6 protein-coding genes are annotated in these 12,350 nt (G+C 73.7%); 1 reads left to right on the forward strand and 5 read right to left on the reverse strand.

The window, feature by feature from the left end; all coding sequences use genetic code 11:
- The 5 genes from ACODT5_RS13660 to ACODT5_RS13680 form a co-directional block, all read right to left on the reverse strand.
- Window positions 1-1,971 (reverse strand): ATP-dependent DNA helicase, encoded by a 1,971-nt coding sequence (locus tag ACODT5_RS13660; protein ID WP_422519432.1) that lies wholly within the window; start codon window positions 1,969-1,971, stop codon window positions 1-3.
- A gap of 52 nt (window positions 1,972-2,023) precedes the next feature.
- A complete protein-coding gene (locus tag ACODT5_RS13665; RefSeq protein WP_422519433.1) occupies window positions 2,024-3,910 on the reverse strand; it encodes an IucA/IucC family protein in 1,887 nt (628 codons plus the stop codon).
- Window positions 3,911-4,026: 116 nt separating this feature from the next.
- Complete coding sequence (locus tag ACODT5_RS13670) at window positions 4,027-4,728, reverse strand: GNAT family N-acetyltransferase (protein WP_422519434.1); 702 nt, start codon at window positions 4,726-4,728, stop codon at window positions 4,027-4,029.
- Between the two features lie 32 nt (window positions 4,729-4,760).
- Entirely contained in the window at window positions 4,761-6,674 is a 1,914-nt protein-coding gene (locus ACODT5_RS13675; RefSeq protein WP_422519435.1) for an IucA/IucC family protein, read from the reverse strand.
- A 2,708-nt stretch (window positions 6,675-9,382) separates the two neighbouring features.
- Window positions 9,383-10,726: a diaminobutyrate--2-oxoglutarate transaminase family protein gene (locus ACODT5_RS13680; protein ID WP_422519649.1), complete on the reverse strand. Its 1,344-nt coding sequence runs from the start codon at window positions 10,724-10,726 to the stop codon at window positions 9,383-9,385.
- A 377-nt stretch (window positions 10,727-11,103) separates the two neighbouring features.
- Between ACODT5_RS13680 and ACODT5_RS13685 the strand changes: the two genes are divergently transcribed.
- Window positions 11,104-12,273 (forward strand): trypsin-like serine peptidase, encoded by a 1,170-nt coding sequence (locus tag ACODT5_RS13685; protein ID WP_422519436.1) that lies wholly within the window; start codon window positions 11,104-11,106, stop codon window positions 12,271-12,273.
- Window positions 12,274-12,350 lie beyond the last annotated feature (77 nt).

Consider the following 12,350-nt stretch of genomic DNA (forward strand, 5'->3'; position numbering starts at 1 on the left):
CTACTTGTCCTCGGCCGTCGCCGCGGCGTCGATCGCGGCGAGCGAGCGGCGGACCTGATTGCGGTCCGTGGTGTACCAGAAGTCCGGCAGCGTGGCCCGCAGGAAGCTCCCGTACCGGGCCGTGGCCAGCCGGGGGTCCAGGACCGCCACGACGCCCTTGTCTCCGGTGGCCCGCACGAGCCGGCCCGCGCCCTGCGCCATGAGCAGTGCTGCGTGCGTCGCCGCGACGGACATGAAGCCGTTCCCACCGCGCTCCTCGACCGCCTTCTGCCGGGCGCTCATCAGCGGGTCGTCGGGACGCGGGAACGGGATCCTGTCCATGATCACCAACTGGCAGCTGGGCCCCGGCACGTCCACGCCCTGCCACAGCGACAGGGTCCCGAACAGGCAGGTCTTCGGATCGGCGGCGAAGGCCTTGATCAGCTCGCCGAGCGTCTCCTCGCCCTGGAGCAGGATCGGGTTCTCGAGCCGGCCGCGCAGTTCCTCGGCGGCGGCCTTCGCGCCGCGCATGGAGGAGAACAGTCCGAGGGTGCGGCCGCCCGCCGCCTCGATCAGCTCGGCGAGCTCGTCCGTCATGTCGCCGCGGGTGCCCTCCCGGCCGGGGGTGGCCAGGTGCTTGGCGACGTAGAGGATGCCCTGCTTGGGATAGTCGAAGGGCGAGCCGACGTCGAGGCCCTTCCACTGCGGCACGTCCTCGCCCTCGACGCCCTCCGGGGACAGGCCCATCGAGGCCGCGACCCCGTTGAAGTCGCCGCCGAGCTTGAGGGTCGCGGAGGTCAGGACCACCGAGCGGTCGGCGAACAGCTTCTCGCGCAGCAAGCCGGACACCGAGAGCGGAGCCACCCGGAGGGTGGCGCCGAAGCGGTCGTGGCGTTCGTACCAGACCACGTCGTACTCGGAGCCGGCCACGATCCGCTCCGCCACCCCGTGCACGCTCTCCACCGCGGCGAGCGCCTGCTTGCGGACGGCGTCCTCGTCGTGGACGGACTTGTCGCGCGTGTTGCCGATCGCCGAGATCACGGCGCGCGAGGCGTCCCGCAGGGCCATCAGCGCGTAGCCGAGGTCCTCGGGAACCTCCTCCAGCCGGCCGGGCAGGGCCAGCTCCATGACCCGCTCGAAGGTCTCGGAAGCGGTCTGCAGGGAGTCGGCGGTCTTCTCGTCGACCAGCTTCGCCGCACGCTTCACGGCACGGTTGACCTGACCCGGGGTGAGCTCTCCCGTGGCGACCCCGGTCACCCGGGACACCAGCTCGTGGGCCTCGTCGACGATCAGCACCTCGTGCTGCGGGAGCACCGGGGCACCCTCGATGGCGTCGATGGCGAGGAGCGCGTGGTTGGTGACGACCACGTCCGCGAGCTTGGCCCGCTCGCGGGCGGCCTCCGCGAAGCACTCCGCGCCGTACGCGCACTTCGTGGCGCCCAGGCATTCGCGGGAGGAGACGGAGATCTGCGCCCAGGCCTTGTCGGAGACGCCGGGGGTGAGGTCGTCGCGGTCTCCCGTCTCGGTCTCGTCCGCCCAGTCGCGCAGCCGCAGCAGGTCCTGGCCGAGCTTGCTGGTCGGGGCGGCCGCCTCGAACTGGTCGAAGAGGCCCTCCTCCTCGTCCTGCGGGGCACCCTCGTGCAGACGGTGCAGGCACAGGTAGTTGGAGCGGCCCTTGAGCATGGCGAACTGCGGGCGGCGGCGGAGCTGCGGATGCAGCGCCTCCACCGTCCGGGGCAGGTCGCGCTCGACGAGCTGGCGCTGGAGGGCCAGCGTCGCCGTGGCCACGACCACGCGCTCGCCGTGCGCGAGGGCCGGCACCAGGTAGCCCAGGGACTTACCGGTACCGGTACCCGCCTGGATGAGGCGGTGGGAGTTGTCGTCGATCGCTTCGGCGACGGCTTCGGCCATGGCCACCTGGCCGGGGCGCTCCGTGCCGCCGACGGCGGAGACGGCGGCGTGCAGCAGGTCGGGGAGGGAGGGCTTCGTCATAGCAGTGCCAACCCTACGGGGCCCCGCCGACAGTGACCGCACCGGCGAGCGGTCATGACCGGTGGAGGGGGTTCGCCACGGTGCCGTACCGCACGGCGTGCGGGCGGTCGGGCCGGTCGCGGTAGCCGTCCTCGTAGAGGCGGTTCCTGTTGAGGCAGAGCCTCCCGATGCGTTCGCCGAGGAGGTCGAAGAGCTCGTAGCGCTCCTTGAGCTCCGGGAAGCGGGCCTGGTGACGCAGGATCTCCGCCCGTACGAGGGACCAGAACGTGTCCTCCGGAACCCCGAGCCGGTCCTCGCAGAGGGCGGAGAGGTAGCGGAAGACGCCGACGAAGAGCCCGGAGTGGATGAACTGGGGCAGGAAGTCCGCGGGCTCGGTGAGCAGGACCGCGCGGACCTCGTCGGGCATGGCCGCCAGCTCGGGCAGCGGTTCGGCGCAGATGTTGACGTCGTCCACGAAGTCCTTGACCGCGAGCCGGACCGGGACGTCGTGCTCGTCGAAGATCACGACGGCGTTCTCTCCGTGCGGGGAGAAGACGGTGCCGTAGCGGTAGAGGAAGCGGAGCAGCGGGGGCAGCAGGGCGGCGAAGAGGTGCTGGAGCCAGACCGTGGGGGTCAGGCCGGAGCGGGCGACGAGCTCGGCGGTGAACGACCGGCCGCGGGGATCGGTGTGCAGGAGCGAGGCGAGGGTGCGGGCCCGCTCGCCGGGGGCGAGGTGTCCGGTCAGCGGCTCGCGCCAGATCGCGCCGAGGAGCTCCTTGTACTGGTACGGGACTTCGGGAAGCTCGTCGTAGACGGGGTGGCGGACCGTGACGGAGGCGACCTCGCCGAGCAGGATCACCCCGCATTCCTCGCGGAGGAAGGGGTCTCCGTCGCGCAGGGAGTGGATCCAGGCGGTGACGGCGGGCGCCGCGAGGGCCAGGTCCGAGGGCAGGCCGCGCCAGACCATCGTGTTGAAGACGGAGAGCGGCAGTTTGACGCTGTGGCGGTCGGGGCGGGTGAGGTTGAGGAAGGTGCGGATCGACTGCTGGGGGAGGCGGAGGTCGGGGTCGGCGGGGAGCGGGACCAGGGTGCCTGCGGCGAGGGCCGGTGCGAAGAGGGGCAGGAGGACCTCGTCCCACTGCCAGGGGTGGACGGGGAGGTAGAGGTAGCCGAGCGGGTCGAGGCCGCGGTCGCGCAGGGTCCGGTCGAAGCGGGCGCGGGTGACGGGGTCGAGCTCGGCGGAGTAGAGGCGGGCGGGGTCCTCCAGGCCGGCGGTGCCGCGGTAGTGCGCGAGGGAGGTGTGCGCGGCGAGCCAGGGCAGGCGCTGGGCGGTGCGGGCCTCGGGCGCCCACGCGGCGGTGTCGGAGGCGGAGAGTCCGATCCGCCCCTTGTTGAGGACGAGCCAGGGGTGGCCGGTCTGGTGGCCTTCGAGGGCCGCGTAGTCGAGGTCGGCCAGGACGTCCGCGGTGAGCGCGGTGTGGTCGATGCGGGCGTCGGCGGAGAGGGTGGCGCTGAGCTCGCGGACGAGGTGGCCGAGGGTGGCGCCGTCGAGGCCGAGGAGCGTGCGTGCGCGGATGAGGAAGGCGTACGGGTCCCCGAAGGCGGTCGGCGGCCCGGACTCGGCGGGCGACCCGCACGGGGCGTGCTGCGGGGTGAGGGTGATCGTGTCGGGTGCGACGTGCCAGCTGCCGTACGAGCGGCGGCGTGCCCGGAAGCCGAGGCTGCTGCCGTCGTCGAGGGTCAGCGTCCAGGCGTCACCGGAGGCCGCCGGGGCGGGGGCCGGGGTGATGATCTCCTCGTACGCGAACTCGCCGAGCATCTTGGCGAGCAGGCGACGGGCGGCGAAATCCCAGGTCGGACGGTTCAGTTCGGGCGGTGTGCACGGGTGCTGGGGCGATGGGGGCACGGTGTCCGAGAAGTGGGGACCTGGGGAGTCGGGGGCTGCGGAGAAGATCTGCACGGGACTCCTCAAGATCGGGAACTTTGCTGCGTGGCGCAGAGTTTTCGAGGTGAGAGGTAAGGGAAATAAAGGAATAGGCGGGACGGCCTGGTTGTACGGGCAGCGCGGGGCGGCACTCAGAGGAGATTGCGCAGCGCCCGCTCGCGGATCATCAGGGCGGCTCGTTTGCCGGGCAGGTCGATTTCGGTGGGGCAGCGGAAGCCGGAGTTCAGGAAGGCTGATACGGAGGGGGTGTTGCGGATGTCCGGTTCGGCGATGACGCGCATGCAGCGGGGGCGGTTGTCGAGCACCAGGTCGGCGACGGCGCGCAGGAGCGCGGTGCCCAGACCTCGGCCGCGGTTCGTGCCGTCTCCGATGAGCAGGTGGATACCCGTGTCGTGGGGGCGCGCCGGGTAGTACGCGGAGAGCGGGTCGAGGTCGGCCCGGTAGATCTCCCAGTAGCTCATGGGCGTGCCGTCGAGGAGGCCGAGGCACGGGATGCTGCGACTGTCTCCGACCATCTGTGCCCATACGTGGGCGGCGGTGACACCGGCCGGGCCGGCGAGTTCCCAATAGGCGTCCACCTGCGGGTCGTTCATCCAGCCGGTGAGCAGGTCCAGGTCGCGGTCGAGCCGTACGGGTTCGAGGCGGAAGACGCCGGACCGCGTCGTGACGCCGCCCCAGGCGGCCGGGGAGTCGAGGAGATCGGCCTCGGCGAGCTGGGGCAGCGACTCGGCGCGCAGACACGGCACGTCGGTGCGGAACGCATGGGTGCGGAACACATCGGTGAGGAGCACGCCGGTGTGGAGCACTCCGGTGTGGAAGTCGGTGGAGGGCATCGGGGGCTCTTCTCCGTTTCGGTGCTGGCTCGTCAATCGTGAAGGGGGTTGGCGATGGTGACGTAGACCGACTGGGTGTCGACGGGTCCGACGAGCTCGTCCAAGCCTCCGAGGCGGGTGAGCAGATTCGCCTTGCAGCGCAGGGTGGGCGAATCGAGCAGCCTCTCAGGGAGCGGGCCGAGGCCCGTGGCCTTGCCGAGGAAACGGCGGAAGGCGGCCAGCAGGACGCGTTCGTCGGCGAGCCGCTGGGATCCGAAGGCCCCGATGAGACCGAGCACGTTGTTGATGCCGAGGTAGTAGGCGAAGCGTTCGTCGGTGACGGCGTCGGAGACGAAGGTGTCGCTCGTGGCGCCGATTCCGGGGAGCCGGCGCTCCAGTTCCGCGCGGCGGGAGGCGCGGAAGTAGTAGCCCTGGTTGTCGCGGTAGCGGCCGCCGACCGGCCACCCGGCCGGGTCGAGGAGGACCAGCGTGTTCTGCTGGTGGGCTTCGAGGGCGATGCCGGCGAGCGCGTCGAAGGCGAGGACCGGCAGGACGACGTGTTCGAGGTAGCGCAGGAACCACTCGGCGGCGACGGCGGAGGTCGTCCGCCCGGTGGTGGCGGCGAGCCGGGAGACGGTCTCGGCGAGGCGCGAGCTCATGGTGGTCCGTCCGGGCCACGGGCGGGGTGCGGTGAGTGCGGCGACACAGAGGGCGTCGTCGCCCGGTCGGAAGGGGTTGTGGCGCAGCAGGACGTCGAGTCCGGGGACGGGTGTGCCGTCCTGGGCGTCGACGGCCACCCAGGCGGGATCGCGGACGATGTCGAAGCCGGGGTGGGCGGTCTGCCACCGCTCGGCGAGTCCCGTGCGGAGCAGTCGGTGCACTTCGATGCCGCGGTGGAGTTCCTTGCGGAGGTTCTCACGACGGGAGTTGGTGATGCGCAGACCCAGGGAGAGCTTGAGCATCGCGGGTGCGCCGGGCTGGTGGACGGTGCGGATGGAGGAGGTCGGATACCAGGGGGCGCCGTACGGGCCCAGGTCGTGCAGGAGTCCCGCGTCGCGGAGGGCGGCGACCGCGGGGCGCTGGAGCAGGTCTCGGGCCTGCCAGGGGTGAAGGGGAAGGGGGGTGGCGCCGTCGGGCACCTGGAGGCCGGGGGCGAGGCGGCCCAACAGCCGGGCGGCGGAGACCGGGCGGCCGCGTTCGGTCCAGGCGGAGTCGGTGGCGAGGGCGGCGGGTTCGACCGCTACCCAGTGCAGGGGGAAGGAGCCGTGGAGTTCGGGTGAGTAGCGGCGCACTTCGGCTTCGGAGAGCCCTTCGCGGCTCTTCGGGGTCGGGTGCAGCGGGTGGCCGAGGAGGAGGGACTGTTCGGCGGTGAGGAACCGGTCCGCGCCTACGGGAGCGGGTGCGGCCGGGCGTTGGCGGCGGTCGGTGATGAACTCGGCCGTCCGGCGCACCGAGTCGGCGACCCGGCCGACGAGGTCCGCCCCGCCGGGCCCGCCGTCGCTTTGGGCGCGGTCGCTCTGGGGATGGTCGCTGTCGGCGCTGTCGCTGTGGGCTCCGTCGCTGTGGGCGCCGGTTCCGGGGTCGCCGCCGCCTTCGCGGGAGATCAGCGCCGCGAGGGTGACCGCGTCCACGGCGGGGGCGTCTGCGCGGACGCCTTCGATGCGGGCCGGGCCGAAGCGGTGCCAGCCGGCGGCGGACCAGTAGCGGACGGCGACGAGCAGGGCGGTGCCCGATGCGGGGAGGGGGATGCGCAGGACGGGACCCACGGGCTGTTCGAGTCCGGTCTCGCGGACCCAGCAGCGCAGCAGGTTCTCCACCGAGGCGGCCTCGGCGGCGACCCTGGGGTCGGGATGGTCCAACGGGTCCGCAGCTCCCGCGCGGGGTCGGACGGCGCCGTCCTTCTGCCGAGGCACCGCGGCGGATGCCTGCGGCACGGCCGCCGGCCAGGGCAGGCCAGAGGCCGGCATGCCCGGGAGCGCACCGGCAGGGCCAGTGAAACCGTCCCCCGGCGGCGCGGACGCCGCGGCCCGGTCCCCCGGTTCGGCTGCACCGGGTCGCGGGGCCACCGCGTCCTGGGAGGCGATGGGCGCGCCGCTGGAGCCGTAGCCCGACAGGCCCTCGGCGGAGGGGCCCTTGGGCGCGGCCTCGCCCTGTCCCTCCGAGGGCAGCGCGCCCGTACTCCCCGGGCCGGGCGGCGCCGGGTCGGCCGACGAACCGGCGCCGGTGCCGGGAGCCTCCGCCCCGGGCCGCCCGGCGCGGGCGTGCGGGGAATCCCCGGCCGGCAGACCCCCTGCCCGGCTTGCCGGACCGGAGTCGTCCGCAGCACCGGAAGCCGGCTGCGAAGCCGCGGGTGAAGGCGCACTGCCCGGGGCCTCGCTGGTAGCCGGCGCCCCGGACCCGGACCACGCAACGGCACCGGCCAGCGGCGGCCAGGCGGTGGGGCCGGGCGAAGCGCCCGCGGACACGGCCGGGTCGGCGGCAGGCCGGGAGGCACTGCCTTCTGGAGCGAGCAGTGGCGGCCACGCGGTCGTGGCGGGGGAATGGCCGGCGGACACGGCCGGGTGGGCGGCGGTCCGGGAGGCACTGTCCGCCTGAGCAAGCAGCGGCGGCCACGCGGTGGTGGCAGGGGAAGGCTCGGCGGACACAGCCGGGTCGGAGGCAGGCCGGGAGGCGCTGTCCGCGGGGGCGCGCAGCGGCGGCCCCGCAGTGGGGGCGGGGGAAGCCACGCCGGGCCCAGCCGGAGCGACCGCGGGCTGGGGGGAACGTTCCGCTCCAGCGGGCGGCGACTGCCACGCGGCGACAGCGGGCCGAGGTTCGGTGCCCGGGGCCGGAGCAGAAGTGGGCGGCTCAGGTCGGGCCGTAGCACCGGAAGGTGACGGGGCCGGCCTGCCGTCCGGGGAGACGGAGGGGGCGGGTCGCGCGGGCGCAGCCATCACGTCCGAGATGGCGCCGGCTGGAGCCGGCCCGTCCGGGACCCCGGGAACGGGCGGGGCCGGGCTCGGACCGGGAGCCGTGGGCTCGGTGCCGAAAGGCTTCCCGAGCCGGGTCGGCAAATGCCCGGTGGAGGCCGTCAGGGACGGTGAGGAGAGGTCACCCGGCAATGGCGTAGACACGCCGCCGCCGAAGGCCGCGGGCGACAGCGGCGTGGACGCGCCACTGAGAGGCGGGGCGGACGGCGGCGTAGGCGCAGCGCCGAGGGGTTGGGACGACAGCGGCGTAGACGCACTAGCGAGGGGCGACAGCGGCCAAGCCGCAGCGCCGGGGGGTGGGGGTGAAAGCGGCGTAGAGGCAGCGCCGGAGAGCCGGGCCGGCTGCGGTGTAGGTCCGGCCGGGGTGGTGGGAGACGGCGGCGGCACGGTGTCGGCGCCGTGCCGGGGCTCGGGTGCAGGGATTGGTGGCGGCTGCAAGGGCTCTGCGGAAACGGTCGGCAGCAGTGAGGGTCGGTGCCCGATCCGTGCGGCCGGATCCAGGGCTGCCGCAGGGGACACGTCAACTGTGGTCGGGATGCTGGGAAGGGGGGTTGACGGTGTTGAGAAGGGTCCGGACTCCTCCGGGTTCGGCAGTGGTGAGGCGTCGATGGGGCCGGGCACGGGGGGCGTGTGCCCGTGCCCGAGAGGAGGGGGCGAGTCCGGGGCGTCCGGAGACGGGGCCGCACCGACCCCCGCGCGGGGTGGCGTACCCATCGCCGGTGTCGACATCACCGGCTGAGCGGCGGGCATCGTCATGGGCTGCGGCTGCGCTGCCGCAGTAAGGGGGGAACGTGGCTGATCGACCGGCGTAGTCGGAGGAATCGCCGAACCCGGACCGGCAGCGGACATCGGTGGCGGGGGAACAGTTTCCGTTGCCATGGGCAGGGGCCTCGGCGGATCGACCTGTACCGGGAGGGGCGATGCGTCGGCGGCCGGGGAGAGCAGGGAAGCCAGGCGATCAGCGGACACCGACGGCACCAGGTCGGGGGCGGAGGCCGGGGCGGGCGAAGCATCCGTCGACAGGGGCGAAGCAGCGGGCTCCGGGATCGGCGGCGCAGAATCAGCCGCGGCAAGGGGGGACCGTGGTGGAACGGCAGGCACCGACGAGAGCGGCACCGCAGCGGCCTGCGGAAGCGGTGAAGGCAGCCCGTCAGTCGACGGCGGGAAGGCGGGGGCAGCGGCGGACCGCGGCAGCACATCGGCGGGCGATGGCGCGGGCTCAGCCGGAGGCTGCGGGGAGCGTGGCGCAGTAGTGGGCAGCGGCCCAGGGTCAGCCGGAGGCTGCGGGGAGGGTGGCGCAGTGGTGGGCGGCGGCGCGGGGGCAGCCGGAGGCTGCGCGGAGCGCGGCGCAGTGGTGGGCGGCGGCCCAGGGTCAGCCGGCGGCTGCGCGGAACCAGGCGCAGTGGTGGGCAGCGGCCCAGGGTCAGCCGGAGGCTGCGGGGAGGGTGGCGCAGTGGTGGGCGGCGGCGCGGGGGCAGCCGGAGGCTGCGCGGAGCGCGGCGCAGTGGTGGGCGGCGGCCCAGGGGCAGCCGGAGGCTGCGGGGAGGGTGGCGCCGGGGTGGGCTGCGGGGGGTGTGCGGGGTTGGCCGGTGGGTGGGCCGGGGGCGACGGCTGAAGGGTGGGGGCCGCGGGGGGCCTCGGGTGGAGGGGGTCAGTGGGCGGCGGGAAGGGGGCCGAGGGGTGGAGGGGGTCGGGCATCGGGGTCCTTAGCGGCGGGTGGCGGCGGAGATGGCGTCGGCGAGGCGGTCGAGGACGGCTGAGGCCTGTTCGTCGGTCAGGGTGAGGGGCGGGAGGAGGCGAACGACGCTGGAGTGGCGGCCGCCGAGTTCGACGATCAGGCCCCGGTCCAGGCAGGCCTGGCGGACGGCCACCGCGAGGTCGGGCGAGGCTTCTCCGGTGTCGGGGTCGGCCAGTTCGACGCCGATCATGAGCCCGCGGCCCCGTACGTCCGCCACACACGGGTGGGCCGGGATCAGCCCGCGCAGCGCGGCGAGCATGTGGGCGCCCAGGGTCCGCGCGCGCTCCGCGAGGCCGTTCTCCCGGACGTAGGCCAGCGTCGCGGTGCCCGCCGCCATGGCCAGCTGGTTGCCGCGGAAGGTGCCGGCGTGCGCGCCGGGGGCCCACTGGTCCAGCTCCGCCCGGTACACGATCACCGCGAGCGGCAGGCTGCCCCCGATGGCTTTGGAGAGCACCATCACGTCGGGGACGACCCCCGCGTGGTCGACCCCCCAGAAGGCCCCGGTCCGCCCGACCCCCGTCTGGACCTCGTCGGCGATCAGCGGGATCCCCCGCTCCGCCGTGATCTCCCGCATCCTGCGCAGCCAGGCGTCGGGGGCTGGGTGGACTCCGCCCTCTCCCTGGACGGGTTCGACGATCATCCCGGCGGGTGCGGGCGCCCCGCTCTTGGGGTCGTCGAGCAGGCTCCGCGTCCAACGGGCCGACAGTTCCGCCCCTTCGGCCCCGCCGACTCCGAACGGGCAGCGGTGGTCCTGCGGATACGGCAGCCGGGTCACCCGTACGTCCGTGGACCCGCCGGAGACGGCCAGTGCTCCCGCGGTCATCCCGTGGTAGGCCCCCGTGAAGGCGAGCATCCCGGACCGGCCGGTCGCGGTGCGGACGAGGGTGAGCGCGGCCTCCACCGCGTCCGTCCCGGCCGGGCCGCAGAACTGGATGCGGGCGTCCGCGGCCAGCTCCGCCGGCAGGTTGGCGAACAGTTCGGTGGTGAAGGCGTCCTTGACCGGGGTCGCGAGGTCCAGCACGTGCAGCGGGGCTCCCGAGTCGAGGACCCCGCGGATGGCTTCGAGCACCACCGGGTGGTTGTGGCCGAGGGCGAGGGTTCCGGCGCCGGAGAGGCAGTCGAGGTAGCGGCGTCCGTCCGCCCCCTCGATGGTCAACCCCCTTGCGCGCACGGGCACGATGGGCAGGGAGCGTGCGTACGTCCGCGCCGCGGACTCCCGTTGCGCCTGCCTGCGCAGGATTCCCTCGCCCGCGGCCGGCCCGGGAGCCCCGGCCCGCCCCGCAGCCCCGGCCCGCCCCGGAGTCGCGTCCAGCTCCGGAGTCGCGTCCAGCCCCGGATCCGTGAACTGCCCCGCCTCCGGTGCCCGGTTCGCCTGCGCCGGGACCTCCGCCCCGGCCGTGGCCTGCTCGCCCGCCCAAGCCCTCAAAGGCACGAGTGTCGCTCCTCCCGCACGGTTGCTCTTCCGGGGTGCGCTTCGAACATCCACGCTGCTTCCCCATCCCCCGTACGTACCAACGACGGTGGCGGCGACGGATCACGGGTGGGCCCAAGATCCTTGTCCGACCCGGGGGAACCGGTGCCCCGGGCTGTGCCGTCCCCCACGGCAGCGGCATAGTGGGGTGCTGCAACCAGGCGCCCGCCTGCCCACGCACCATCCCGAACCAAGAACCATCCAGGGGGATTCACGACATGCGACCGATCCGACCGGTCACCGCGATCCTGTGCTCGGCCGCGCTCGCGCTGACCGCCGCGGCCTGCGGGCCCGGCGACGGTGAGACCGACGCCAAGCCGACCGTTGCGGTGAGCCTGCCCACCAGCCTGGACGGGGTGAAGATCCCGGACGGGCTGAGGGACAAGCTCAAGGAGCACGGCATCGATCTGGAGAAGTGGAAGGGGGGTGAGTGGAAGAACTGGAAGAAGGAGGACTGGCTCCGCGAGGCGGGCGACTACATCAACCCGATCATCGAGGACCTCTGGGACCCGGACCGGATGCGCGACGCCGCCAAGACTCCGCAGCCTCCCGCCGTCGACCAGGACGCGGGCAAGGACCAGGGCGTCACCGATCCGACCCCGGCCCCGGTGGCCGCCAAGGCGGCGGCCCCGCCCTATCACAAGAGCGTTCCGCCCTCCGGCAAGGTGTTCTTCGACGGTCCCGAGGGCTCGATGGTCTGCTCGGCGACCGTGGTCAAGGACCCGGCGCACCCCGGCAAGTCCAACATGGTCTGGACGGCCGGCCACTGCGTGCACGCGGGCAAGTCGGGCGGCTGGTACCGCAACATCGCCTTCGTCCCGTCGTACAACGACAAGGGCAAGTCCGCGGCCGCGCTCAAGGGTGCGCCCCGCGAGGAAGTGGCCCCGTACGGCGTGTGGTGGAGCGACTGGGCGCAGACCTCCGACCAGTGGATCGCGACCGGCGGTCCGACCGGCGGCGCGGGTGCCCCGTACGACTTCGCGGTGCTGCACGTGACCCCGGAGAAGGGTGGCGGCAAGTCGCTGGAGGAGACGGTCGGTACGGCGCTCCCGGTGGAGTTCAAGGCCCAGGCCACGCCCAAGATCGCGAAGATCACGGCCACCGGCTACCCGGCGGCGGCTCCCTTCGACGGTCAGCGGGCCTTCCAGTGCGCCGACAAGCCGGGCCGACTGTCGCTGAACGCGACCGACCCGGCGATGTACCGCATCGGCTGCACGATGACCGGCGGTTCCTCGGGCGGCGGTTGGGTCGCGGCGGGCAGTGACGGCAAGCCCGCGCTGGTGTCGAACACCTCGATCGGTCCCGCCAAGGCCGGCTGGCTGGCCGGGCCCCGGCTGGGTCCGGAGGCGAAGGGCGTCTTCGACGCCGTGAGCGGCAAGTTCAAGTAGCCATTGGCCGTACGGCACCACACGACTGAGGGCCCCCGCTGCTGCGGGGGCCCTCGGTCGTTCATTCGGTGCGCGTC

Origin of the sequence: Streptomyces tatrensis, from assembly GCF_049310065.1 — a bacterium.
Classification (GTDB): Bacteria; Actinomycetota; Actinomycetes; order Streptomycetales; family Streptomycetaceae; genus Streptomyces.